Origin of the sequence: Pseudomonas boreofloridensis, assembly GCF_030580795.1 — a bacterium.
Lineage (GTDB): Bacteria > Pseudomonadota > Gammaproteobacteria > Pseudomonadales > Pseudomonadaceae > Aquipseudomonas > Aquipseudomonas boreofloridensis.
Genome location: NZ_JAUQOQ010000021.1, coordinates 31,237 through 56,815, shown reverse-complemented (window position 1 = coordinate 56,815; position 25,579 = coordinate 31,237). Strand labels below are relative to the sequence as shown.

Below are 25,579 nucleotides of genomic sequence, written 5' to 3'. Positions count from 1 at the left end.
GGCTGGCGTCGTGGCCGATGGCTGTGCAGGAAACGCCGTGGGCGCTTACGGCTCGACCCGCATCACGCAATTGCGCCCGGCATGCTTGGCCCGGTACAGCGCCTCGTCCGCAGCACTGGCCATGCTCAGGGCATCGAGCGCTTCGTCGAGCTGCACCACACCGGCACTGAAGGTGCATTGCAGGTCCTGAGGCTGGGCGGGGTAGTGGATTTCGGCGAAGCGCTGGCGGATCTGGTCGAGCACCTTGTGCGCGGCGTCCAGCCCGGTGTCAGGCATGACGATGGCGAATTCTTCGCCGCCGTAGCGGCCGATGAAATCGGTCTTGCGCAGGCGCTGCTTGAGAAACAACGCCAGGCTCTTGATCACGCGGTCGCCCATGGGATGGCCATGGCGATCATTGATCTTCTTGAAGTGGTCGATGTCGAGCATGGCGAAGCTCAGCGGCCGTTGCTCGCGGCGGGCGCGGAAGCTGCAGTCTTCGAGCAGTTGCAGGATGTGGGTGTGGTTGTACAGCCCGGTCAGGCTGTCACGGACCATGCGCGCCTTGAGGTGGCGGGCGCGGGCGGCGCGGTTGCGCACGGTGGTGATCAGGTGGCGGGCGCGGATCGGCTTGGTGAGAAAGTCGTCGCCGCCCTCGCTCATGGCATCGAGCTGCTTGTCCAGGTCGTCTTCGGCCGACAGGTAGATGATCGGCACGCTGACGTAGCGGTCGTTGTGGCGGATCACCTTGGCCAGTTCCACGCCGGTACAGTCGGGCATGTACATATCCAGGATGATCAGGTCGGGCTGAAAGTCCGCCAGTTCGGCCATGGCGCGCATCGGCTCGATGAGGGTGCGGGTGATGATGCCGGCGCCGTTGAGCAGGCGCTCGGTGTTCAGCGCCTGGGCCCGCGAGTCGTCGATGACCAGCACGCGGAACGGCTCGTACTGGGTGGCGCTGGTGAGCAGTTCGACTTTCTCCAGCAGGCTCGACGCTTCCAGGGTGCCGGTGAGGAACTCCTGGCCGCCAGCCCGCACCGCTGCCAGGCGCGTGGGGGTGTCGGCTTCGTGCAGGCTGAAGAACAACAGTGGGATGGGCGTTTGCAGACCGTGCTGGGCGTCGGCCGCCAGGCGCAGGCCGGCGCCGGGACCGGCGAAATCCACGTCCATGACGATCGCCGCCGGCAGGTGCTCGCTCAGCGCCGCGCGCAAGGCCTCGCCGCTGTCCAGGGCTTGTGCGCTCAGGCCGAAGAACGCCAGTTGCTGGGCCAGGCGCTCGGCGCGCTCGGCGTCCTGCAGCAGGATATGCACGGGCTTGCGCACGGCCGGCAAGTGCACGCTGTCGAGCTGGTCGCCCTGGCGCAGGCCTGTGCGCGAGAGGCGCTGCATCAGGCGGTTGAGCTCACCGATCAGTTGCGAGTTGAGGCGCGCGCTGTTGGCTTCGATAGCCTCCAGGGTCTGACCGATGGCCTGCGCCAGGCCGATGTGTTCGGCCTGCTCGAAGCGCTCGGCGTAGCGCTGCAGGCGCAGGTTGGCATCGCTCAGCTCGCCCAGTCCGGCACTCGACCATTCGCCGCGTTGCAGGCGTTGCCAGGTCTCCAGCATCTGTCGAGCCTGGTGGATGACCCGCTGGGCGAAGTGTTGACGCAAGCGCTCGTGGCTGGGCTCGGCGTGTCCGGTCATGTCCTGTCTGCTTGTTGGAAAGAGGTATGCAGGTTCAATGATGGCTCTATGCTAGCAGCTCTCGTCCGACCCGTGAGTGCCGCGGATCAACAAAGCGTTCACGCCCGTCCATTCAGTTTGCGACTCGTGGGTCGCTTATGCGCATGGCGGCGTCTGCTTTATAGTGCCCAGGTGCAGGCTTGCCGTGGCACCCTGGCACGGGCCTGTGGTCCAAGCCCCTGAACCCTCATGTTTGATTAAGGACAACGCCATGCTGGACTGGAAAAACCGCGAGGCCAAGGCCGAGCGGCGCGAGCGCGCCGACGGCCGTGGCGCCGCCACCCGTAGCTACTTCGGCGGCCTCTGGAGCCGCGCCCTGCTTATCCTGATCGGTGTGTACCTGGTGGTGTGCATCGGTCTTGGCTGGTACTGGAGCCAGGAACCGGCGCTGTTCCCGGTGCAGCAGAATGCCCAGGCCGCTGCCCAGCGCAACGGCCAGCAGATGGTGATCGGCTACACCACCACCGAGACCCTGAAGACCGTCGCGGCCACGCTGCTCGACAAGCCCGGTGGCTACATCGCCAACGACCGCTTCCCGCCAGGCCTGTGGATGGACAACATGCCGAGTTGGGAATACGGCGTGCTGGTCCAGGTACGTGACCTGTCGCGCGCGCTGCGCAAGGACTTCGCCCGTTCGCAATCGCAATCCACCGAAGACGCCGACCTGGCCAAGGCCGAACCGCGCTTCAACTTCGACTACAAGAGCTGGATCCTGCCGTCCAGCGAGTCGGAGTTCGAGGAAGGCATCAAGTCGCTTAGCCGCTACCAGGCGCGCCTGGCCGCTGGCGACAAGGGCGCGATCTTCTACACCCGTGCCGACAACCTCAACAACTGGCTGGGCGACGTGGCCACGCGCCTGGGTTCGCTGTCCCAGCGTCTGTCGGCCAGCGTCGGCCGGGTCAAGCTCAACAGCAACCTGAAGACCGAAACCGTGCAGGCCGGCCAGGCGCCGCAGGTCGACGAGGAAATCGTCGAGACGCCATGGCTGCAGATCGACAACGTGTTCTACGAAGCCCGTGGCCAGGCCTGGGCGCTGTCGCACCTGCTGCGCGCCATCGAAGTGGACTTCGCCGACGTACTGGCGAAGAAGAACGCGACGGTCAGCGTGCGGCAGATCATCCGCGAGCTGGAAGCGTCGCAGGAACCGCTGTGGAGCCCGATGGTGCTCAACGGCAGCGGCTTCGGCATGTGGGCCAACCACTCGCTGGTGATGGCCAACTACATTTCCCGGGCCAACGCCGCCGTGATCGACCTGCGCCAGTTGCTCTCGCAAGGATGACCCTGAGCCCTGACGAAGCCGCGCACCGTGCGGCTTCGGACGCCGAGTCGGTGGCCTGGGTCGATGCCCAGGATCGCTGCTTGGGCGCGCTGCCCCGGGCCGAGTTGCGCGAGCGCGGGCTGATCGGTCGCTGTACCTTCATCCTGCTGTTCAATAGCCGAGGCGAGCTGTGCGTGCACCGGCGCACCTTGAGCAAAGCGTTGTATCCCGGCTTCTGGGATGTGGCGGCCGGCGGCATGGTGGGGGCGGGCGAAAGCTACGACGCCTCGGCAGCGCGAGAGCTTGGTGAGGAATTGGGCATCGCGGATGTACCGTTGCGCTTCCATGAGAAGTTCTATTTCGACCAGCCGGGCAACCGGCTGTGGTGCGCGGTGTACTCGGCCGTATCCGATGCGCCGTTGCGCTTGCAGCCTGAAGAGGTGATGGAGGCGCGCTTCATCAGCGTGGCCCAGGCCGAGGCCGAGAGCCGAGTGAAGGATTACTGCCCGGATTCGCTGGTGGCGTTGCAGCGGTTCAAGGCCAGTTCGTGACAGCGCTGGTATCGGCAGCGCGGGGCGTCCACCTCCTGAACAGGGCGTCGCATAACGCGTGGAAAATGCCGCAATCCGCTACTTAGCAAGCCATCGATTTACCGTTACACTGCGCGCCCTTTTCGGGCTGTCGCCGCATCTGCGACAGTAGCGCCGCCCCTGCCAGAGTGGGGCTTCGCGGTCGGTCCAGCGATGCTGCGAGCCGACCAGTTTTTGTCCTCAGCAAGAGGAACAAAAGTGGCCAAGAAAGCTTCTTCCTTTTCCGCCCTCGGCGGTCTCGTGTTTTCCACCGACGCCGGTCGGCATTGCCCCGACTGCAGCCAGCCGGTGGATGCCTGTGTCTGCAAGCAGCAGGCCGTGCCCGAAGGCGATGGCATCGCCCGCGTGCGCCGCGAAAGCAAAGGGCGTGGCGGCAAGACCGTCACCACCATCAGCGGCGTGCCGCTGCCGCTCGATCAGCTCAAGGAACTGGCCAGCACCCTCAAGCGTCGCTGCGGCACCGGTGGCGCCCTGAAAGACGGCGTCATCGAGATCCAGGGCGATCATGTCGAACTGCTGCTCGGCGAATTGCTCAAGCAGGGTTTCAAGGCGAAGAAGTCCGGCGGCTGACCCCGCGACGAGGATTTTTCGCCCGTGGCTTTCTAAACTCGTTCCTGCGGTCAGGGTCTACCGCCGCAGACGGACGAATCGTCATCTTCAGCTTTCATACTGCGCGCGCCTCCCAGGCGGGGCAGTGTCCAGAACTTATCGACAGGGGACTTGAATGTCCGTACGACGCACACGCAAAGACGATGGCAGCCAATGGACCGTGGCCGACAGCCGCAGTGTTTACGGGATCCGCCACTGGGGTGCTGGCTATTTCGCCATCAATGATGCCGGGCGCGTCGAAGTGCGCCCCAACGGCCCGGACAGCTCGCCGATCGACCTCTTCGAACAGGTCGAGGAGCTGCGTCAGAGCGGCCTGTCGCTGCCGCTGCTGGTGCGTTTCCCGGACATCCTGCAGGACCGCGTGCGCCAACTGACCGGTGCCTTCGACGCCAACATCGCGCGCCTGGAATACCAGAGCCAGTACACCGCGCTGTACCCGATCAAGGTCAACCAGCAGGAAGCGGTGGTGGAGAACATCATCGCCACCCAGAACGTCTCCATCGGCCTCGAAGCCGGCTCCAAGCCTGAGCTGCTGGCGGTGCTGGCGCTGGCGCCCAAGGGCGGCACCATCGTCTGCAACGGCTACAAGGACCGCGAGTTCATCCGTCTGGCGTTGATGGGCCAGAAGCTGGGCCACAACGTGTTCATCGTCATCGAGAAGGAGTCCGAGGTCGCCCTGGTGATCGAGGAAGCCGCCGAGCTCAAGGTCAAGCCGCAGGTGGGGCTGCGCGTGCGCCTGTCGTCACTGGCGTCGAGCAAGTGGGCCGACACCGGGGGGGAGAAGTCCAAGTTCGGTCTGTCGGCGGCGCAGTTGCTGTCGGTGGTGGCGCGCTTCCGCGAGGCGGGGCTGGATCAGGGCATTCGCCTGCTGCACTTCCACATGGGCTCGCAGATCGCCAACCTGGCCGACTACCAGCACGGCTTCAAGGAAGCGATTCGTTACTACGGCGAACTGCGTGGGTTGGGCTTGCCGGTCGATCACATCGACGTGGGCGGGGGCCTGGGCGTCGACTATGACGGCACCCACTCGCGCAACGCCAGCTCGATCAACTACGACATGGACGACTACGCCGGCGTGGTGGTGGGCATGCTCAAGGAGTTCTGCGACGCGCAGGGCCTGCCGCATCCGCACATCTTCTCCGAGAGCGGCCGCTCGCTGACTGCGCACCACGCCATGCTGGTGATCCAGGTCACCGACGTGGAAAGCCACAACGACGAAGTGCCGACCATCGAGAACAAGGCCGCGCTGCCCGAGACCGTGCAGTGGCTGGTGGACCTGCTCGGTCCGACCGACATCGAGATGGTTACCGAGACCTACTGGCGCGCCACGCACTACATGGGCGACGTGGCGGCGCAGTACGCCGACGGCAAGCTCACCCTGGCCGAGAAAGCCCTGGCCGAGCAGTGCTACTTCGCCGTGTGCCGGCGCCTTCACAACTCGCTCAAGGCGCGCCAGCGTTCGCACCGCCAGGTGCTGGACGAGCTCAACGACAAGCTGGCCGACAAATACATCTGCAACTTCTCGGTGTTCCAGAGCCTGCCCGACACTTGGGCCATCGGCCAGGTCCTGCCGATCATTCCGTTGCACCGCCTGGACGAAGAGCCGATGCGCCGTGCGGTGCTGCAGGACCTGACCTGCGACTCCGACGGCAAGATCAACCAGTACGTCGACGAGCAGAGCATCGAGACCAGCATGCCGGTGCACGCGGTCAAGGAAGGCGAAGACTATCTGCTGGGCGTGTTCCTGGTCGGCGCTTACCAGGAGATCCTCGGTGACATGCACAACCTGTTCGGCGACACCGATTCGGTGAACATCTACCAGAACGCCGACGGCAGCGTGTACCACGCCGGTATCGAGACCCACGACACCATCGAAGACATGCTGCGCTACGTGCACCTGTCGCCGGAGGAGTTGATGACCCATTACCGCGACAAGGTGGCCAGCGCCAAGATCAGCGCACGTGAGCGCACCCAGTTCCTCGACGCCTTGCGTCTGGGGCTGACTCGCTCGTCTTATCTGTCGTCCTGATTGCCTAGGTGAGGTGGGGCTGCGGTGCAGCCCCTTCCCGGTCCGAAGCCGTTCTATCTATGTCTCGGAGCCGTTGTGCGCGCTAGGTTGCTGGCACAGCTCGCCAGTCGAGTTGTGGACTGCAGTTGCAGCCTTGTACCGCGAAAGATCTGTGCAGCGGGTCCAGCATCAGCCAACCCATCCCCGTTGCCGTTGCAACCTCCACCCCACCCACCCCAATGTCACCGCGCGCAACCCCATGAACCCGAGAAACGCCAACCACAACCCGTGGTTGCCGAGCCCGCGCAGGGCGAATGCCACGGGCAGGGCGATCGCCACCGATACCAGCATCGCATTGCGCATCTCGCGGGCCCGTGTGGCGCCGATGAACAGGCCGTCGAGCAGGTAACTCCACACCGCCACCAACGGCAACAGGGCCAGGTACGGCAGGTACGGGTAAGCGGCTGCGCGCACGCTGGCGATGTTGGTCTGCAGGTCGATGAACAGGTGCCCGCCCAGCAGGAACGCCGCGGCGAACAGCAGGCTGACGATCAGCGACCCGCCGCAGGCCACCACCAACGAGCGGCGCAAGGTGTCGCGCTCGCGCGCGCCGATGGCGTGGCCGCACAGGGCTTCCACGGCATGCGCCAGGCCGTCGAGGGCATAGGCGGTCAGGAGCAGACCATTGAGCAGCAGGGCATTGGCGGCCACCGTCGCCTCGCCCAGGCGCGCGCCCTGCACGGCGATCAGCAGGAATACCAGTTGCAGCGCCAGGCTGCGCAGGAAGATATCGCGATTGACCGACAGCAGCGGTCGCCACGCCTGCCAGCGCGTGAGCGTTGACCAGACGATCCGTCCGGGATGCGCGCGCAGCGCGGGCCGGGTCAGCGCCAGGCCGAGCAGGGCGGCGCTCCATTCGGCGATCACCGAGGCCCGCGCCGAGCCCAGCACGCCCCAGTCCAGGCCGAGCACGAACCACAGGTTCAAGGCGATGTTCAGCACGTTGGTGGTCAACAGGATCGCCAGCGGCGCCCGCGCGTTCTGGGTGCCGAGGAACCAGCCGACCAGGGCGTAGCTGGCCAGCGCCGCCGGCAGGCCGAGCAGGCGCGTATGGAAGAACGTCTCGGTGGCGCTGCCCAGCGCTTGGCTGGGCTGCATCGCGTGCAGCGCCAGTTGGCTGAAGGGCAGGGCGAGCAAACCGACCACCAACGCCAGCGCCAACGCCAGTAGCAAGCCCTGCGCCAGCACCTGGCGCAGCGCCGCACCGTCGGCGCGCCCGGCGGCCTGGGCGGCGAAGCCGGTCGAGCCCATGCGCAGAAAGCCCATCAGGCCGACCATGAAGGTGAACAGCGTGGCGCCGACGGCGACCGCGCCCAACTGGTGGGCGTGGGGCAGGTGGCCGACGACCGTGCTGTCGACCAGCGCCACCAGCGGCACCGAAACGTTCGACAGGATCATCGGCGCGGCCAGGGCCCAGACCTTGCGGTGGGTCAGGCGGTGCTGCCAGTCGGTGGACAACTGCGACATGGGGATTCCCGGATCTGTGGTCATGCTGTTCACTCGAAGAATGCTGGGTCCGCTTCGCGGCCCTTTCGCGGCACAAGGCCGCTCCCACAAAGTCCGCGCAAACCCTGAAACAGGGGGCTGTACGGACCCTGTGGGAGCGGCCTTGCGCCGCGATGGGCTGCGCAGCAGCCCCAATGCCAGCAATACGGATCTTAAGTGAACCGCATTACGGATCTGTGGGGCCTTGGCGGCGCCTGGGTGTATGGCCGGCGCATTGTAGCGGCCCGGCAACCCAATCGTGCGACCGCGGTCTCACTTGCCACTTGTCGAGAGGTCAACGCCTCGACGTTGCGCTATAGTTGCTGCCCTCATCACCCCGCTGCCGAAGAGTTCCCTTTCCATGTTCAACAAAGGATTGTTGCTGGCGTGCGCGCTGGCCTTGCTCAGTGCCTGTGATTCCTCTTCCAAGGACACCCCGGTGCCAGCCGAGAAGCCGGCAGCGACCGCTCCGGCCGAACCCCGCGCGGCCAAGCGTGAGGACCCGGCAGTGCTGGCCAAGCGCTACGCTGATCGCGAACTGGCGGTGCTGGATGTCTCCGAAGTCCAGGTCGATGGCGCCAGCGCCTTGTCGATCAGCTTCTCGGTGCCGTTGGATGCCAACCAGGACTTCGCCGCCAAGGTGCACCTGGTCGACACCGTCAAGGGCAAGCTCGACGGCGCCTGGGAACTCTCCGACAACCAGATGGAGCTGCGCCTGCGCCACCTGGACCCGCAACGCAAGCTGGTCCTGACAGTGGATAAAGGCCTGCTGGCGGTCAACGGCAAGGCGCTGGCCAGCGAGTCGGTCAGCCGCTTGGAAACCCGCGACATGCAGCCCACCGTCGGCTTCGCCAGCCGCGGCTCGCTGTTGCCCACGCGCCTGGCCGAAGGCCTGCCGGTGATCGCGCTGAACGTCGACAAGGTCGATGTCGAGTTCTTCCGCGTCAAGCCCGAGCAACTCTCCAGCTTCCTCGCCAACTGGGGCCGCAACAGCAGCCTGTATGCCTACCAGTCCAAGGAAACCCTGCAGATGGCCGAGCTGGTCTACAGCGGCCGCTTCGACCTCAATCCCGCGCGCAACACCCGCGAAACCGTGCTGCTGCCCATCGCCGGCATCAAGCCGCTGCAAGAGCCGGGCGTGTACCTGGCGGTGATGCGTGCCTCGGGCACCTACGACTATTCGCAGCCCGCCACGCTGTTCACCCTCAGCGACATCGGCCTGTCCGCGCACCGCTACCGTGATCGCCTGGACGTCTTCACCCAGGCGCTGGAAGGGGGCAAGGCGCTGGGCGACGTAACGCTGGAGTTGCACGACGAGAAAGGCAAGCTGCTGGCCCAGGCCAAGACCGACGGCAAGGGCCACGCGCAGTTGCCGATCACCGCCAAGGCCGACACCCTGATCGCCACCCAGGGCGTGCACACCACGTTGCTGCGCCTGACCACCGCCGCGCTGGACCTGGCCGAGTTCGACATCACCGGCCCACAGGCCAACCCCCTGCAATTCTTCATCTTCGGCCCGCGCGACCTTTATCGTCCGGGTGAAACCGTGCTGCTCAATGGCCTGCTGCGCGATCAGGACGGCAAGCCGGTCAAGGCCCAGCCGATCACGGTCGAAGTGCGCCGTCCCGACGAACAGGTCAGCCGCAAGTTCGTCTGGGAGGCCGACTCGAACGGTCTGTTCCAGTACCAACTGCAGTTGGCGACCGAGGCGCCGACCGGCCGTTGGCAACTGTTGCTGGACCTTGGCGGCGGACGCCAGCAGGTCTATGAGTTCCTCGTCGAGGACTTCCTCCCCGAGCGCCTGGCGCTGGAGCTCAAGGGCAGCAAGACACCGCTGAGCCCCGAAGAGACCGCCCGCATCCAGGTCAACGGCCGCTACCTCTACGGCGCGCCGGCTGCCGGCAACCGCCTCAGCGGCCAAGCCTACCTGCGCCCGCTGCGCGAGGCCGTGCCGGCGCTGCCCGGCTATCAGTTCGGTTCGGTGACCGAAGACGAGCTGACCCAGGACCTGGAGCTGGACGAAGTCACCCTCGACCAGGCCGGCAAGGCCACGCTGAACATCGAAAGCCGCTGGGCCGAGGCCCGTTCGCCGCTGCAATTGACCGTACAGGCCAGCTTGCAGGAGTCCGGCGGTCGCCCGATCACCCGCCGTCTGGAGCAGCCGATCTGGCCGGCCGAGCGCCTGCCGGGCCTGCGCGGTCTGTTCGACGGCGAGGAAACCGACAGTGACGCACCGGTGCAGTTCGAAGTGCTGGTCGCCGACCGCGACGGCAAGAAACTGGCCGCCGACGACCTCAAGGTGCGGCTGATCCGCGAGCGCCGCGACTATTACTGGAACTACTCCCAGGACGACGGCTGGAGCTACAACTACAACGAGAAATTCCTCACCCAGAGCGAGGAAACCGTCAGCGTCAAGGCCGGTTCCACCGCCAAGCTGACCTTCCCGGTCGAGTGGGGCCCGTACCGCGTCGAAGTCGAAGACCCGCAGACCGGCCTGGTATCCAGCGAGCGCTTCTGGGCCGGCTACCGCGCCCAGGACAACGCCGAAGGCGGCGCGGTACGTCCCGACCAGGTGAAGCTGGCGCTGGACAAGCCGTCCTATGCCGACGGCGCCACGGCCAAGATCACCGTCACGCCGCCGGCCGCGGGCAGCGGCTACCTGATGATCGAATCCAGCGACGGACCACTGTGGTGGCAGGAAATCGACGTGCCGGCCGAGGGCAAGACCTTCGAGGTCGAGCTGGACAAAAAGTGGGCACGCCACGACCTGTACGTCAGCGCCCTGGTCATCCGCCCTGGCGAGCGCAAGGCCAACGCCACGCCCAAGCGCGCCGTCGGCGTGCTGCACCTGCCGCTCGACCGCGCCGAGCGCAAGCTGGCGGTCAGCTTGCAGGCACCGGAGAAGATGCGTCCCAAGCAGCCGCTGAGCGTGAAGATCAAAGCCGTCAACGCCGATGGCAGCGTGCCCAAGCAGGTGCATGTACTGCTCTCTGCGGTGGACGTGGGCATTCTCAACATCACCGACTTCAAGACCCCTGACCCCTTCGCCAGCCTGTTCGGCCGCAAGGCCTACGGCGCTGACCAACTGGACATCTATGGCCAGTTGATCGAAGCCGGTCAGGGCCGTCTGGCCAGCCTGGCGTTCGGCGGTGACGCCGCCATGGCCAAGGGCGGCAAGCGCCCGAATACCACGGTCACCATCGTCGCCCAGCAGAGCCTGCCGGTGACCCTCGACGACAAAGGCGAAGGTCTGGCCACGGTCGACATCCCCGACTTCAACGGCGAGCTGCGCCTGATGGCGCAGGCCTGGACCGACGAGCACTTCGGCATGGCCGAGGGCAAGACGGTGGTGGCCGCGCCGCTGATCGCCGAGCTGTCGGCGCCGCGCTTCCTGGCCGGCGGCGACCAGACCCGCCTGGCGCTGGACCTGGCCAACCTGTCCGGACGTGCCCAGCAGCTCGACGTGCAGGTCAGCACCGACGGCCAGCTCGACCTCACCGGCCCTGCGCAACAGAGCCTGAGCCTTGCCGAAGGCCAGCGCACCACGCTGATGATCCCGGTGCAGGCCCGTGGCGGTCTGGGCCAGGGCAAGGTGCAGGTGCGCGTCAACGGTCTGCAGTTGCCGGGCGAAAACGCCCAGGGCTTCGAGCGCGAATGGACCCTGGGCGTGCGTCCGGCCTATCCGGCGATGCTCAAGCACTACCGCGTGGCCTTGAAGGACCAGCCCTGGACCCTGCCGGACAACGACCTGGCCCAGTTCGAGTCGTCGGGCCTGGAGGCGACCCTGGCGCTGTCCAGCCGTCCGCCGCTGAACCTTGCCGAGCAGATCCGTGCCCTCGAAGCCTATCCCTATGGCTGCCTGGAGCAGACCACCAGCGGCTTGTACCCCTCGCTCTACGCCGATGCCGACAGCCTCAAGCGCCTGGGCATCAAGGGCGAGCCGGCCGATGTGCGCAAGCGCAAGATCGAGATGGGCATCGAGCACCTGCTCGGCATGCAGCGCTACAACGGCAGCTTCGGTCTATGGAGTTCGGACAGCGAGGAGGAGTACTGGCTGACGGCGTACGTTACCGACTTCCTCTTGCGCGCCCGCGAGCAGGGCTACGGCGTACCCGCCGAGGCGTTGAAGAAGGCCAATGAGCGTCTGCTGCGTTACTTGCAGGAACGCAACCTGATCGAAGTCGACTACAGCCAGAACGCCGAGCACACCCGCTTCGCCGTGCAGGCCTATGCCGGCCTGGTCCTGGCACGCAGCCAGCAGGCACCCCTGGGTGCGCTGCGCAGCCTGTTCGAGCGCCGCAGCGATGCCCGCTCCGGTCTGCCACTGGTGCAACTGGCGGTGGCGCTGGACAAGATGGGCGACAAGCCGCGTGCCCAGCAAGCCTTGCAGGCGGGCCTGGCCATCGGTCGCGGCAAGGGCTGGCTGGCCGACTACGGCAGCGCCGTACGCGACCAGGCGTTGATCCTCGCCTTGTTGCAAGAAAACAACCTGGCGACCGATCAGGTCGACCAGCGCCTGTTCGCGCTGTCCGACGAACTGGCCGCCAACCGCTGGTTGTCGACCCAGGAGCGCAACGCGCTGTTCCTCGCCGGTCGCGGGCTGTTGGGCAAGCCGGAAGGCAAGTGGCAAGCGCGCCTGGACAGCGCCGGAGAAGTGCGCGAGTTCGACAACGCCGACTCGGGCATGCTGCTCGACGGCCCGTTGCTGGCCTCGCCGCTGACCGTGCAGAACCAGAGCAGCGACACGCTGTACCAGCAACTGACGCTGTCCGGTTACCCGCGTCAAGCGCCTGCACCCAGCAGCAACGGTCTGCAGATCCGCCGCGAGTACCTGGGTATGAACGGCCAGAATGTGGACCTGCGTAACCTGCGCAGTGGCGACCTGGTGCTGGTGCACCTGGCGCTCAAGGCCCAGGAGTCGGTGCCGGATGCGCTGGTGGTGGACCTGCTGCCGGCGGGCCTGGAGCTGGAAAACCAGAACCTGGCGCAGAGCGCCGCCAGCCTGGACAACGCCAGCAGCGCGGTGAAGGAATGGCGCGAGTCGATGCAGAACGCCAGCGTGGTGCACCAGGAGTACCGCGACGACCGCTATGTCGCGGCGCTCAAGCTCGACGGCTACGGCACCACTCACCTGCTGTATCTGGCGCGGGCGGTGACGCCGGGCAGCTACCGCATCCCGCCACCGCAGGTGGAGTCGATGTACCGGCCTAACCTGCAGGCGGTGGGTGATAGCCAGGGCGAGATGGTGGTGCGCGGTCGTTGAGACCTGCGCAATATCGTCAGGCCACGCTGTAGGCGCTGTGGTTCATCCGCGAACATCGGCATTGCCGATGCCCTCGCGGATGAATGGCATGCCCTCTCAATGAATGATCCAGCTCAACACCCACAACCCCAGCACCAGCCAAATGATGCCCATCACGATCGACGCCCGCAGGAATGCACGGATCGCCGAATACAGCAGCATCAGCCCGACCACCAGGGCCAGGATGCTGACCAGCGAAGTGTCCATCCCCAAGGTACGCGAGAGACCGTCGATGAAATTGCCGCCGGCGTTGGCCAGCAGGTTGAACAGGCCACTCATGAGGTCGACGATGAATTTGATCACCGCGCCCAGCGCTTGGCCCAGCCACTCGAAAAACCCTTCTACATGCATAGCTGCTTCCTGATGATCGTTCCCAGCCTTTGGCCATCGCCCGAGCGCGTCGGTTCCCAATGCCAGGCGCACGCATAGTGCGCGGGCACACTCGCGCGGGCAAGGTGCTGCGCGCGATGCTGATCGCCAGCCTGCTGATGGCCGCCCTGCTGTGGCTGGCCGACCGTCTGTGGCCGCTGCCCATGCCGGGCGACGACCTGGCGCGGGTGGTGCTCGCCGAGGAGGGCACGCCGCTGTGGCGCTTCGCCGACAGCGATGGTGTGTGGCGTTACCCGGTCAGCCCCGAGGAGGTCTCGCCGCTGTACCTGGAGGCGCTGCTGACCTACGAGGACCGCTGGTTCTACGACCATCCGGGGGTCAACCCGCTGGCCCTGGCCCGCGCCGCCTGGCTGAACCTGCGCGGCGGGCGTGTGGTGTCCGGGGGGAGCACCCTGTCGATGCAGGTGGCTCGCCTGCTCGATCCGCACGACCGCACGTTGCCCGGCAAGCTGCGCCAGCTCTGGCGCACGGCGCAGTTGGAGTGGCACCTGTCCAAGCGCGAGATCCTGCAGATCTATCTGGACCGGGCGCCGTTCGGTGGCACCTTGCAAGGCGTCGCTGCCGCCAGTTGGGCCTACCTGGGCAAATCGCCCAAGCACCTGACGCCCGCCGAGGCCGCGCTCTTGGCAGTGCTGCCGCAAGCGCCCAGCCGCCTGCGCCCGGACCGCCATCCCGCGCGTGCCCAGCAGGCCCGCGACAAAGTGCTGCAACGCCTGGCCGACTATCAGGTGTGGCCTGCGCAGCGCATCGCCGAGGCGCGTGAGGAACCGCTGCTGCTGGCGCCGCGTCAGGAACCGGCCCTGGCGCCGTTGCTGGCGCGGCGGCTGAACACGCCAGACAGCCCGCCGCTGATCCGCACCACCCTCGACGCCACCCTGCAACGCCGCCTCGAAGACCTGCTGCTGGGCTGGCGCGCGCGTCTGCCCGAGCGCACCTCGGCGGCGATACTGGTGGTCGAGGCGCAGACCATGGCGGTGCGCGCCTACCTCGGCTCCATCGACCTGAGCGACGAGCGGCGCTTCGGTCACGTCGACATGGTCCACGCCTTGCGCTCACCCGGCTCCACCCTCAAGCCCTTCCTCTATGGCCTGGCCATGGACGACGGCCTGATCCATTCCGAATCGCTGTTGCAAGACGTGCCGCGACGCTACGGCGACTATCGACCCGGCAACTTTTCCATGGGCTTCAGCGGGCCGGTGTCGGCCAGCTCGGCGCTGGCGCTGTCGCTCAACCTGCCGGCCGTGCAGTTGCTCGAGGCCTATGGGCCCAAGCGCTTCGCCGCGAAGCTGCGCATCGGCGGCGTGCCGTTGGTGCTGCCGCCCTTGGCCGAGCCGAACCTGTCGCTGATTCTCGGCGGTGCGGGCAGTCGCCTGGAGGACTTGGTCGGTGGCTACGCCGCGCTGGCCCGTCAGGGCCGCAGTGCACGGATCCGCCTGCAACCGCAGGACCCGCTGTTGGAACGGCCGCTGCTGTCGCCAGGCGCGGCGTGGATCGTGCGGCGCATCCTCAGTGGTCAGGCGCGCCCGGACCGCGATCCGCATGCCGAACTGGTGCAGCGTCCGCAACTGGCCTGGAAGACTGGCACCAGCTATGGCTTTCGCGACGCCTGGTCGATTGGCGTCGGCCCGCGCTACCTGATCGGTGTGTGGATCGGCCGTCCCGATGGCACGCCGGTGCCGGGCCAGTTCGGCCTGGCGTCGGCGGCGCCGTTGATGCTGCAGGTGCACGACCTGCTGAGCAACCGCGACCGCCAGCGCGGTATCGCGATGCCGGTGGAGAACGTGCCCGCCAGTGTCGGGGTGGCCGCGATCTGCTGGCCGCTGGGGCAGCCGATGAAGCGCCAGGATCCGCAGTGCCGCCGCCAGCGCTTCGCCTGGACCCTCGACGGCACCACGCCGCCGACCTTGCAGGCGGCCGACCAGCCGTTGGGCCTGGGCCTGCGCGAAACGGTCTGGGTCAATGAGCGCGGCCTGCGCGTCGATGCCCGTTGTACAGGCGCGCAGGCGCAGGACATCGCCCTGTGGCCGGCGCCGCTGGAGCCTTGGTTGCCGCGTGTGGAGCGGCGCAGCGCGCGACTGCCGGCGATCGACCCCAACTGCCCGCCGCAAGTACCGCCCAGCGCGCCGCCGTTGTCGATCGTTGGCGTACGCGGCGGCGATCACTTGCGCCGACCGTTGACCAGCCACGAGCCCTTGCAGGTGCAAGTGTCGGCCTTGGGTGGAGCTGGGCGGCGCTGGTGGTTCCTCAATGGCGCGCCGCTGGGCGAGACCGAGGGTCAGGACAGCCTGGCCCTGCACCTGGAGCAGCGCGGGCGCATGGAGCTCAGTGCGCTGGACGAGAGCGGCGAGACCGCGCGGGTGGAGTTTCAGGTGGGCGAGTGAGGCCGTGCCTGGCGCCGCTCAGCGCCTGAGCGCCTGTACCGAGACCTTGGGGAACAGGTTGTCCAGCGTTTCCAGCAAGCGGGCGTAGTAGATCGGCTTGCGGAACAGGTCGAGCACTTGCAGGCGCAGCAGGTCGCTGACGTCGTTGAGGTCGGCATGCCCGGACATGACGATCACCGGCAGGTGCTGGCGCGCGGTGTGATCGCGCAGACGCTGGATCAAGGCGATGCCGCTCTCTTCGGGCATGCGCAGGTCAGTGATGACCAGGCCCACGTCGGGGTAGCGGGTGAGCTGCTGCAACGCGACTTTCACCGAGGTTGCGGTGTGACAGGTGAAACCCTCGTTTTCCAGCAGCTCAGCCAGCTCCAGCAAGGCGTCTTCCTCGTCGTCCACCAAGAGAATCTGCTGGCGTGAGGAAGCGTTCGGCATGATGGACTCCTGGTTGCCGTAGAGAAGGTCGCAAGGCGTCGATCACGCTCCCAGGGCTCCTGAGATGGAGGTGAACAGGGCTGTGATCTTGGTCGAGATGGTCGGTACGAACGGCACCAGCACCACTGCGACCATCGCGGCGATCAGCGCATATTCGATACCCGACGCACCGTCCTCGCGGCGGATGAAGTTTTTCAAGTGTAGAAGGATCTGCTGCAATTGCATGGCATCGCTCCCTGCGCCCACGGCGCTGCTGTCAGGACGTGGCGGAATAACGTCCATTTGCCATCACAGGATTGCCAAGCTGACGCAGCCTGCAAATGTAAGAAGGTATTAGCACTAAAGTTTGAATCCCATTCGGGTGAGTTAACTGCCTGTTTTGCAAGCAGATGAATGAGAGTCGAAAAAAAATACGACCGCCGCTCATGGCGATTGATGAGCGCTGCGCTACCGTGCAATAGCGAAATAGTTCCTTTTTGCTAGCACGGGTCAACTCGCACGGAGGCGGATATGAGCAGTCGCACGACCCTGTTCCTTGCTCTGGCGTTTTTGCTCGCCGCCTTGCTGGCCGGATACTGGGGCCTGATGCTCAGTCGTCCCGCTGAGCTGCCCGATCCGGTCGAAATCACACCTCCAGCGCCAGCCGCTGAAATCGTCTCGGCGCTGTCCGCCCCGGCCGCCGAACCCACCGGATCGCCGATCGTGGTGCTGCGCAGAGCACTGCCTGCCAATACGCCCCTGAGCGAAGACGACGTGCTGCTCGAGCACCTCCAGGTGGTACCGGCCGGTGCCTTCGAACGTTTCGACCAGGTGCTCGGGCGCAGCAGCGACCGGCCCTTGGCCGCTGGCAGTTGGTTGGCCGAATCGAGCTTTCAGCGCGGTGGACCCTTGGCGCGGATGATCCGCAGCCACGAACGTGCCGTGACCCTCGGCGTGGACGAGGTGGTGGGCGCGGCTGGGCAACTGGACCCGGGCGACTACGTGGACGTGTTGCTGTACCTGCGTGAGGAAAACCGCAACCCGCAAGCGTCGGCGCAGGTGGTGTTGTCGGCACTGCGCGTGCTCAGCGTCAACGAGCAGGTGGGCCTGGCCAACGACGGTCAGCCCGCGCAGAGCGCCGAGCAGCAACAGGCCCGACGGGAACAGCAAGCGCCACGTGCGGCCAGCACGCGCACCGTGACCCTGGCCGTGCCCGAGGCCCAGGCCAGCCGAATGATGCTTGCCGCCCAGGTCGGCACGTTGCGTCTGGCCGTGCGCAGCGCCGACGAACAGCGCCTGGCGCACTACTGGGCCGATGTCGCGCCAGCGCCCGCCGCACCGTCCGCCGAGCTCCTGCGTTTCGACCAGTTGTCCCGTACCCCCGCGCCGGCCACGACGGCGCGCGCCGTGGCCCAGGGCATGCAGATCATTCGCGGGGCGAAGACCGCCCACGCCAACCAGACGCCATGACCAGGCAGGATGCAGCGATGCGATGTTCCGAACGCAGTCTCAAACAGGTCGGCACTGTGCTGCTGTTGCTGGCGGCGTTGTCACCACCGGCCCAGGCCGCGCTGTCGGGCTGCGAGGCGGTCAACCGGCTACCGACGGTGATCGAGATCGAACAGGGCCAGCAGCAGGAACTGCGCCTGCCGCTGGTCATCGGCCGGGTCGCGGTTGGCGAGCCGACGGTGGCCGATGTGCAGGCCAGCGGCGAGCGTGCGGTGCTGCTGACCGGCGTCGGCGCGGGCAACACCACCCTGATGCTCTGGACCGCGTGCGCGGCCGCGCCGCACCGGGCGATGCTGTTCGTCAAAGGACGCGCCAGCAGCGATATGGACCCGGCCAGTGTGCTGCCATCCCAGGATGCCCAGTTGCCGAGCCAGGTGCAGGCCGACATTCGCTTCGTCGAGGTGCGCCGCAACAAGTACCAGGAAGCTGGCGCGCGGCTGTTCCTGAATGGGTCCAGCAAGAGCCTGTTCGGCTCGCCCGGCACCGCGCCTGCCGGCACGGCGGTGACGCCTGGCGCGGTGCCAATCGCCCGCCCGGCGATCCCGCTCGACGATGGCGTGTTCAACATCGTCTGGGGCAGCAGCAAGATCCTCGCGGCGATCAACGCCCTGGAAAACAGCGGCTTCGCCTATACCCTGGCGCGCCCCAGCCTGACCGTGCTCAGCGGCATGACCGCCAGCTTTCTGGCCGGCGGCGAGATTCCGGTGCCGGTGCCCAGTGCCGGCAGCGACAACATATCGATCGAATACAAGGAGTTCGGCGTGCGCCTGTCGCTGACGCCGACCGTGGTCAGCCGCGAGCGCATTCTGCTCAAGGTCGCCCCCGAGGTCAGTGACCTGGACTACTCCCGCCCGGTGGTCATCGCCGGCACCCAAGTGCCAGCGCTCAGCGTGCGGCGCACCGACACCAGCATCTCACTGGCCGATGGCGAGAGCTTCATCATCAGCGGCCTGGTGAGCAACAGCACGCGCTCCTCGGTGGACAAGTTGCCGGGCCTGGGCAACCTGCCGATTCTCGGCGCGCTGTTCCGCCAGTCCAGCGTGCAACGCGACGACACCGAACTGCTGATGATCGTCACGCCGCACCTGGTCCAGCCGTTGGCCGCCAATGCACGCCTGCCGGCGTTGCCCGGTGAAGCGCTGCGCCGCTACGACCCCAGTTGGGGCCATTTGTTTTTCCAGGAAAAAGGCGACTTTCAAGGACAAGGGGGGTTATCCCGATGAACGACAGCCTCAATCCCACCTACCTGGCCATCACCCGCAACGAAGACGACCTGCACTGGCTGCAGGACGCCCTGGCGCCCCAGGGCCAGGTGATCGGCGCCAGCGCCGGGAGCCTCGACGAGTTGCTGGCGCTGGTCGATGTCACGTTCAGCAACCTGGTGTTCATCGGCCTGGACCGCGAGCAGTTGGTCGCCCAGTGCGCCTTGATCGAAGGCGTGCTGGAAGCCAAGCCGATGCTGGCGATCGTGGTCCTGGGCGATGGCATGGACAATCAGTTGGTGCTGCACGCGATGCGCGCCGGGGCACGCGACTTCGTCGCCTATGGCTCGCGGGCCAGCGAAGTCGCCGGGTTGGTGCGTCGGCTCGGCAAACGCCTGCCGACGGTCACCAACAGCCCGGCCCTGGGCGGCCTGACCGTGCTCTACGGCGCCCAGCGCGGCGCCGACGGTGCGCTGCTGACCAGTCATCTGGCGCGGGTGGTGCAGGACAGCGGCCAGCAGACCCTGCTGCTCGACCTCGGCCTGCCACGCGGTGACAGCCTGGCCTTGCTCGGCCTGGAGGCCTCGTTCCATTTCGGCGATGCGTTGCGCCACCTGCGCCGGCTCGACAGCACCCTGATCGACAGTGCCTTCACCCGCGACAAAGGCGGCCTGCGCCTGCTCGGTCACGCCGAGCACGACGAGCCCCTGGCGCAGACCAGCGCCGCCGAGCTGTACATGCTGCTCAGTGCGTTGCGCCAGCACTTCCAGCACATCGTCGTCAACCTCACCGGGCAGGCCGACAGCGAGGCGCTGCGCACCTTGGTCAGTCACTGCGACAAGCTGATCGTCTACACCGACCAGAACATCCTCGACTGCCGCCGCAACCTGGACGTGCTCGACGCCTGGCGCGAGCGCGGCATCAAGCTGGAGCACGCCAGCCTGCTGGTCGATCGCTACCTGCGCAACGTCGCGCCCGACGCCGATGCACTGGCCCGACGCTACGCCCTGCCGCTGCTCAAGGTCATGCCCGACAGCCCCGAGGTGCGCCTGAACGTGAAGAATCAGGGCCTGAGCCTGTTCGAGCTGGCCCCACGGGAAAGCTTGACCCAAGCGCTGCGCGGCCTCGGCGAGCGCCTGGCGCGGCGCTCGGAAACCCTCGCGCCGCCGAGCCTGCTCTGGCTGCGCCGGCTGTGGGGCAGCCGATGAACGGCGACCAGCCCTTTGGCGGTCAACGCCAGGCGGGCGCCGATCCACACGCGCTCAAGCGCGCGCTGCACCGCTTCGTCATCGACGCCATCGAGGACAGCGGCCGCAATCTGCTCGAAGGCGCACGCCCCGCGCTGACCCCCTTCGTGCTCGAACAGGTGGCCGACTACGTCGGCCGTCTGCGCCTGGCGCTGTCGCGCTACGAGATGGAGCGTCTGGCCGAGGAACTGGTGGACGAACTGACCGGCTTCGGTCCCCTGGAGGTGCTGCTGCGCGACCCCAGCGTCACCGAGATTCTGGTCAACGGGCCGCACCGGGTGTTCGTCGAGCGGGCGGGACTGTTGCAGGAAACCGACCTGCGCTTCATCGACGCGCACCATGTCGAGCGGGTCATGCAGCGCATCCTGGCGCCGCTAGGCCGGCGACTGGACGAGTCCTCGCCGATGGTCGATGCGCGCCTGCCCGATGGCAGCCGGGTCAACGCGATCATCCCGCCCGTGGCCTTGGACGGCCCGTGCCTGTCGATCCGCAAATTCCGCCAGGACATGCTCAAGAGCGCCGACCTGCTGGCCACCCGCGCCATCGACCAGGCCATCTTCGATTTCTTCGAGCGCGCCGTGGCGCGGCGCTGCAACATTCTGGTCAGTGGCGGCACCGGCACCGGCAAGACCACCTTGCTGAACATCCTCAGCCAGATGATCGCGCCGCGCGAGCGCCTGGTGACCATCGAAGACGTGGCCGAGCTGCAGTTGAATCATGGCCACGTGGTGCGTCTGGAAACCCGTCCGCCGAATGCCGAAGGCCATGGCGAGATCAAGCCCAGCGAACTGATCCGAAACGCCCTGCGCATGCGCCCGGACCGCATCATCCTCGGCGAGATTCGCGGCGCCGAGGTGCTCGATGTGCTCACGGCGATGAACACCGGGCATGACGGTTCGATGAGCACGGTGCACGCCAACAATGCCCAGGATGCGTTGTTGCGCCTGGAGACGCTGGTGGGCCTGAGTGGTCGGCAGATCGCCGAAAAGACCTTGCGTCAGATGATCTGCGCGGCCCTGGACGTGGTCATCCAACTGACCCGCCTGCCCGATGGACGACGCTGCGTCAGCGAGGTGCTGGAAGTGGTCGGGGTACGTGAAGACGTGTACGTGACCAACACCTTGTTTCGCCTCGACCGACGTGGCACCGACAGCTTCCTGCGCGAGGCCCTCAATCCGGCGGGCAGCAAGTTGCGCCAGGACGGCGTGCTGTGATCGGCCCGCTGCTGCTGACCCTGGCCCCGGCGTTGCTCGGCGCCGCCGTGCTGTTGCTGCGCCAGGTGCGCTACAAACGTGGCGAGGAACGCGCCCTGCGTCGCCTGGGGCGCGCCTGGCAAGCGCAGAGCGGCGCAACGCGGCGCGACTGGCTCGAGCCGATGCTGCAGCGCGCCGGGCTCGGCGCTGCCGAATGGCCCGTACGGCGAATCCTGCTGCTGTGGCTGGGATTGGTCCTGCTGGCCGCGCTGATGATCGGCTGGCAGGTCGCGCTGCTGCTGTTGCTGGGGCTGCCCCTGGCCGGTTATCTGTATCTGGGCTGGCGCGCGCGTCGGCGCATGCGTCAGCTCATCGAGCAACTGCCCGGCCTGCTCGATGCCAGCGTCCGCAGCCTGAAGGCCGGGCGAACCCTCAGCGATGCAGTGCTCGGCGGCATCGAGGGCACCCGTGAACCGCTGCACTCGACCCTGAGCAAAGTCCGGCGCAGCGTGCAACTGGGTGTGCCGCTGGACGATGCGCTGAGCGAGCTGGCCGAGCTGTACGACCAGGACGAGTTGCGGCTGTTCGCCCTGGGCCTGCGCATCAACCAGCGCCATGGCGGCAACGCCAGCGAGCTGATGGAGAACCTGATCCGCATGATCCGCGAGCGTGAGCAGGGTATCCGCCAGCTCAAGGCGATGACCGGCGAAACCCGCGTCACGGCATGGGTGCTCGGTGCCCTGCCGCTGTTCATGGTCGGCTATTTCCTGGTGGTCAACCCGGCTTACTTGATGCAGCTCTGGCACGACACCAGCGGGCAAATGATGTTGCTGCTGGCGTTCGCCTTGCAGACGCTGGGTTGTGTGGTGCTGTGGCGCATGATGAGGAGCCTGTGACATGGCCTGGCTGATCTGCGCGTTGTGCCTGCTGATCGCCGCCGCGCTGCTGGGCCTGCAGGCCAGCCGTCAATTGCAGGCGCGCCATCGGGTCGGCCGCCGCCTGCAGGGGCGACTGGGGCGCGAGCAGCGCCTGGGCGATCTGCTTCACGCCCTGGGCAGCAGCGGCCTTGGTCAGCGCCTGCAACGCCTGGATGGCGAAAGCCAAGGGTTGCTCGACCGCATCGGCTGGCGCCGCAGTCGCCAGCGTGCACTGTTCGCAGCCGCGCAGTTGGGCCTGCCGTTGCTGGCACTGGGGCTGGCCTTGCTACTGCAGCACGCGCTGCTCGGTGAGCAGACCCCGCACTGGCCGGTGCTGCCGCTGTGTGCATTGGTGCTGGGCTATCTGCTGCCCAAGCGGGTGCTGGCGTGGGCCGCTGCACGGCGGCAGCGCCGCATCGCCGAGGAGGTCAGCCAGATGATTGCGCTGCTGCGCATCCTCTTCGAGACCGGCTTGGCCGTGGAGCAGGCGCTGCGTGTGCTCAGCGTAGAGGGACGCGGCCTGCTTCCGGAACTCAGCGAGGAACTGCGGCAGTTGTTGCAACGGGTGGATTCCGGCATGGCGCTGGGCGCGGAACTGGACAAAAGCGCGCGACTGCTGGCGGTGGACGAGTTCAGCGATACCTGTGTGATTCTCCAGCAACTGCTGGTGCAGGGCAGTGGCGCGATGAAGTCGTTGCAGGCGCTCAAGACCTTGCTCGACGACAGGCACCTGACGGGCTTGCAGGAACGGGTGTCGAAGATGTCGGCAAAAATGTCGGCGGTGATGATGCTGTTCCTGTTCCCGGCCTTGCTGATCGTACTGGCCGGGCCGGGTTTTTCCGCGTTGGCGCGGGCTTTGGGAAGCTAGGCTTTTCAGACGAAGCTAGGGAGAGGCGATGAAAGCGATGCTGATGTGGAGTTGCCTGGTGCTGCTGGGCGGTTGCGCGGCGCAACCGTCGCCAGGACTGGGCACGTTGTTCGGCGCAGGCGCATGCGCCAAACCCGACGCCGACCAGCAACTGGCGCTGAACCTGGCCGACGAGATGCTCAACGAAGGACGGCCCCACGCCGGCCTGGCGCACCTGGAGCAGTTGCCCGAGCGCCTCGATCCGGTTCGCCTGCGCAAGGCGCAGGTCTCGCGGCTGCTCGGGCGCAGCGAGGCCGAGCCGTTGTACCGCAGTCTGCTCGGCGGCTGTCTGGCCGCCCAGGGCGAGCACGGCCTGGGGCAGTTGGCGGCGGCCCGTGGCGATGACCTGCTGGCCTTGCAGCATTTGCAACGCGCCGTGCGCCTGGCGCCGACCGATGAGCGGGTACGCAACGACCTGGGCGTGGTGCTGATGAACCTGGGACGCTTCGAGCCGGCGCGCTTCGAACTGCTCACCGCCCTCGAACTGCAAGACGACCAGCGCCTGCCGGCGATCAACCTGGTGACGCTGGCGCTGGTGCAGGACGACTGGCAGCAAGCCAGCGATCTGGTGAGTCGTCTGCGCCTGGGACCGGAGCAGTTTGCCGAGGCCCAGGCCAGGGCACGGCAGGTCAAGTCGAGCGGGCGCGGTTCGCTTGCCGCGGCCAAGACCGCGGCTGACGTGGTCAACTGAGCGGTCGAGGAGGCGTGATGATCAGATACCTTGTGCTGCTCATCGGCAGTGTCGGTCTGGGCGTGGTGCTGGCGCAGGAACGGCCGCCAGCACCTGCCACCGAGACCGCCGCCGAAGCCTGGCTGCGCGTCCAGGCCAGTGGTACGCAGGCTTCACCGCGCGGCCAGGCGCAGACTGCGCAGGAGCGCGAGCGCGCCCTACAGCGTTGGTTGGACAGCTACAAGCACCCCATTCCTCAGTACCTGCGCCGGCCCAGTGCGAAGACGGCGGACAACTGATGACGCCGGCTAATGGGCCGTGAAGCGCTGGTGCAACGGTGAAGCACTGGGCGCCAGGGCCAGTGCCAGTTGCGTGCGGTTGTGCAGCCGGGTCAGACGCAGCACCTGCGACACGTAGAGTTTCACGGTGTTTTCGGTGATCCCCAGCTCGCAGGCGATCTGGTAATTGGTCTTGCCCTGGCTGACCAACAGGGCCACCTCCAACTGGCGCGGTGACAGCTTCTCGAAGAGCGGCGGCAACTCGCCCGGCGCGTCCTCGACATCGTCGGCACGCCGGTGGGCGCCCTGGCCACGGGCCTTTTCCAGATCCTGGTACAGCGTGTCGATGGACTCGGCGAGTTCTTGCAGGCGCTGGTTGAGGTTGCCCAACTGCTGGACGTTGCTGCGCCGCTCCAGCAAGGCCTGCTCCCCGCGTCGCAGGCCCTCGAGCAATTCGGCCATGTCCATGGGTTTCTGGTAGTAATCGGAGAAGCCCTCGCGCAAGGCGCGGATCACATCCTGCTTGTCGGCGTGGCCGGTCAGCATGATCGCTTCGAATGTCCGCTGCTCGCCTGCGATGAGTTTGAGTGCGCGGACCAGTTCCACACCGTCCTGATCGGGCATGTGCAGGTCGCACACCACCAGGCCAATGGCTTCGTCGGCCGCGTAGCGCTCAAGGGCTTGGGCGGTGGAGTTCGCCGGTACGCACCCATAGCCTGCGCTCTCGAAGTACTCGCACAACTCCTCGACGATCATCGGTTGATCGTCGACCACCAACACTTTCACTTCACTTGCGCCTTTGTTCACGTTCAACTCCCTGTTGGTACGGATACCGCTCCGTGGCCATACCGGCCGACAACACGCGTGATGCCTTGCAGACACGCCAATTTTCGCGCCGCAGGAGTTTGGACCGCATGGTCATTTATTGGATCCATACAGATGTCAGGAGAAAGCCCGCCAGCACGTAGGGCGCGAAGGGTTGCTTGTCACCCACCTGTTCGGCCAGGCGCTGCAGGCGCTTTTTCACCTTGGGGTTGGCCAGCGTCCACAACCGCCGACGGCAGATCAACCACACCAGGACGCTCACCCCAGCGCCGATGAAGGTGCCGAGCACGTACTGCTGACTGGTGGCCAGGGCCAGGGCACCGAGCAACTTGACGTCGGCGGCACCGAAGCGGCCGAGCCAGTAGCCCGGCAAGGTCAGCAGCATCACGATGGCCAACGCCCAGCCGGCATCGCTGGCCTCTGCGCCGATCCAGCTCTGCCCGGTGACGAACAGCCACACCAGTGCACACGCGGCCACACCCAGGGTCAGGCTGTTGGAAATCTGTCGTTGGCGAACATCTTGTTCGGTGCACAAGGCAAGCCACATCAGAAGAACAATGCTGTGCATTTGGCAAATGGCCATCCATCTTCGTTGAACGGGTTCTATGCTGTCATTCAGGAATCATAGTCAGGGTAGAC

21 protein-coding genes are annotated in these 25,579 nt (G+C 66.6%); 14 read left to right on the top strand and 7 right to left on the bottom strand.

The features are described from left to right. Window positions 1-45 precede the first annotated feature (45 nt). Window positions 46-1,662 (bottom strand): diguanylate cyclase, encoded by a 1,617-nt coding sequence (locus tag Q6A47_RS20290; protein WP_304485197.1) that lies wholly within the window; start codon window positions 1,660-1,662, stop codon window positions 46-48. Window positions 1,663-1,912: 250 nt separating this feature from the next. Here Q6A47_RS20290 and Q6A47_RS20285 point away from each other — a divergent pair, with 250 nt between their 5' ends. The 4 genes from Q6A47_RS20285 to speA all read left to right on the top strand — a co-directional run bounded on the left by Q6A47_RS20285 (window position 1,913) and on the right by speA (window position 6,187). Further along, window positions 1,913-2,980 carry a DUF2333 family protein gene (locus Q6A47_RS20285; RefSeq protein WP_039582974.1) on the top strand — a complete coding sequence of 356 codons (1,068 nt, stop codon included), beginning with the start codon at window positions 1,913-1,915 and terminating at the stop codon, window positions 2,978-2,980. Beyond that, complete coding sequence (locus Q6A47_RS20280) at window positions 2,977-3,510, top strand: NUDIX hydrolase (RefSeq protein ID WP_029614352.1); 534 nt, start codon at window positions 2,977-2,979, stop codon at window positions 3,508-3,510. Before Q6A47_RS20285 ends, Q6A47_RS20280 begins: the two co-directional genes overlap by 4 nt. Before the next feature lie 237 nt (window positions 3,511-3,747). Further along, on the top strand, window positions 3,748-4,119 hold the full coding sequence (locus Q6A47_RS20275; RefSeq protein WP_029614351.1) for a translation initiation factor Sui1: 372 nt from the start codon (window positions 3,748-3,750) through the stop codon (window positions 4,117-4,119). A gap of 154 nt (window positions 4,120-4,273) precedes the next feature. Then, window positions 4,274-6,187: an arginine decarboxylase gene (speA, locus tag Q6A47_RS20270; RefSeq protein ID WP_029614350.1), complete on the top strand. Its 1,914-nt coding sequence runs from the start codon at window positions 4,274-4,276 to the stop codon at window positions 6,185-6,187. A gap of 168 nt (window positions 6,188-6,355) precedes the next feature. Here speA and Q6A47_RS20265 read toward each other — a convergent pair whose 3' ends face one another. Next, window positions 6,356-7,693: an MATE family efflux transporter gene (locus tag Q6A47_RS20265; protein ID WP_304485196.1), complete on the bottom strand. Its 1,338-nt coding sequence runs from the start codon at window positions 7,691-7,693 to the stop codon at window positions 6,356-6,358. Between the two features lie 379 nt (window positions 7,694-8,072). On the opposite strand from Q6A47_RS20265, the gene Q6A47_RS20260 reads away from it, so the two are divergent. Next, a complete protein-coding gene (locus Q6A47_RS20260; RefSeq protein ID WP_304485195.1) occupies window positions 8,073-12,974 on the top strand; it encodes an alpha-2-macroglobulin family protein in 4,902 nt (1,633 codons plus the stop codon). 96 nt (window positions 12,975-13,070) lie between these two features. Here Q6A47_RS20260 and Q6A47_RS20255 read toward each other — a convergent pair whose 3' ends face one another. Then, complete coding sequence (locus Q6A47_RS20255; protein WP_039582982.1) at window positions 13,071-13,364, bottom strand: hypothetical protein; 294 nt, start codon at window positions 13,362-13,364, stop codon at window positions 13,071-13,073. 59 nt (window positions 13,365-13,423) lie between these two features. Here Q6A47_RS20255 and pbpC point away from each other — a divergent pair, with 59 nt between their 5' ends. Next, complete coding sequence (gene pbpC, locus Q6A47_RS20250; RefSeq protein ID WP_304485194.1) at window positions 13,424-15,784, top strand: peptidoglycan glycosyltransferase PbpC; 2,361 nt, start codon at window positions 13,424-13,426, stop codon at window positions 15,782-15,784. 18 nt (window positions 15,785-15,802) lie between these two features. Here pbpC and Q6A47_RS20245 read toward each other — a convergent pair whose 3' ends face one another. Together Q6A47_RS20245 and Q6A47_RS20240 are read right to left on the bottom strand one after the other, a co-directional pair. After that, entirely contained in the window at window positions 15,803-16,213 is a 411-nt protein-coding gene (locus tag Q6A47_RS20245; protein WP_029613639.1) for a response regulator, read from the bottom strand. Window positions 16,214-16,255: 42 nt separating this feature from the next. Next, window positions 16,256-16,438: a Flp family type IVb pilin gene (locus tag Q6A47_RS20240; RefSeq protein ID WP_304485193.1), complete on the bottom strand. Its 183-nt coding sequence runs from the start codon at window positions 16,436-16,438 to the stop codon at window positions 16,256-16,258. 285 nt (window positions 16,439-16,723) lie between these two features. Here Q6A47_RS20240 and cpaB point away from each other — a divergent pair, with 285 nt between their 5' ends. The 8 genes from cpaB to Q6A47_RS20200 are packed head-to-tail and all read left to right on the top strand — an operon-like array spanning window position 16,724 to window position 24,136. Beyond that, the gene (gene cpaB / locus Q6A47_RS20235; protein ID WP_304485192.1) at window positions 16,724-17,662 is read left to right on the top strand and encodes a Flp pilus assembly protein CpaB; all 939 of its coding nucleotides are present in this window, start codon (window positions 16,724-16,726) and stop codon (window positions 17,660-17,662) included. Window positions 17,663-17,679: 17 nt separating this feature from the next. Further along, on the top strand, window positions 17,680-18,924 hold the full coding sequence (locus Q6A47_RS20230; RefSeq protein ID WP_304485191.1) for a type II and III secretion system protein family protein: 1,245 nt from the start codon (window positions 17,680-17,682) through the stop codon (window positions 18,922-18,924). Beyond that, the gene (locus Q6A47_RS20225) at window positions 18,921-20,111 is read left to right on the top strand and encodes a CpaE/TadZ family protein (protein ID WP_039582989.1); all 1,191 of its coding nucleotides are present in this window, start codon (window positions 18,921-18,923) and stop codon (window positions 20,109-20,111) included. The genes Q6A47_RS20230 and Q6A47_RS20225 overlap by 4 nt, the downstream gene beginning before the upstream one ends. Next, on the top strand, window positions 20,108-21,364 hold the full coding sequence (locus Q6A47_RS20220; protein WP_039583352.1) for a TadA family conjugal transfer-associated ATPase: 1,257 nt from the start codon (window positions 20,108-20,110) through the stop codon (window positions 21,362-21,364). The genes Q6A47_RS20225 and Q6A47_RS20220 overlap by 4 nt, the downstream gene beginning before the upstream one ends. After that, a complete protein-coding gene (locus Q6A47_RS20215) occupies window positions 21,361-22,239 on the top strand; it encodes a type II secretion system F family protein (protein ID WP_295481629.1) in 879 nt (292 codons plus the stop codon). Before Q6A47_RS20220 ends, Q6A47_RS20215 begins: the two co-directional genes overlap by 4 nt. Window position 22,240: 1 nt before the next feature. Beyond that, entirely contained in the window at window positions 22,241-23,128 is an 888-nt protein-coding gene (locus Q6A47_RS20210; RefSeq protein WP_029613643.1) for a type II secretion system F family protein, read from the top strand. A 28-nt stretch (window positions 23,129-23,156) separates the two neighbouring features. Then, window positions 23,157-23,858 (top strand): tetratricopeptide repeat protein, encoded by a 702-nt coding sequence (locus Q6A47_RS20205; protein WP_080754793.1) that lies wholly within the window; start codon window positions 23,157-23,159, stop codon window positions 23,856-23,858. Between the two features lie 17 nt (window positions 23,859-23,875). After that, window positions 23,876-24,136 carry a DUF3613 domain-containing protein gene (locus Q6A47_RS20200; protein WP_116887511.1) on the top strand — a complete coding sequence of 87 codons (261 nt, stop codon included), beginning with the start codon at window positions 23,876-23,878 and terminating at the stop codon, window positions 24,134-24,136. Window positions 24,137-24,145: 9 nt separating this feature from the next. Here Q6A47_RS20200 and Q6A47_RS20195 read toward each other — a convergent pair whose 3' ends face one another. Both Q6A47_RS20195 and Q6A47_RS20190 read right to left on the bottom strand, forming a co-directional pair. After that, window positions 24,146-24,922: a response regulator transcription factor gene (locus Q6A47_RS20195; RefSeq protein ID WP_029613645.1), complete on the bottom strand. Its 777-nt coding sequence runs from the start codon at window positions 24,920-24,922 to the stop codon at window positions 24,146-24,148. A 115-nt stretch (window positions 24,923-25,037) separates the two neighbouring features. Then, a complete protein-coding gene (locus Q6A47_RS20190) occupies window positions 25,038-25,508 on the bottom strand; it encodes an A24 family peptidase (RefSeq protein WP_304485190.1) in 471 nt (156 codons plus the stop codon). Between the last annotated feature and the right edge of the window lie 71 nt (window positions 25,509-25,579).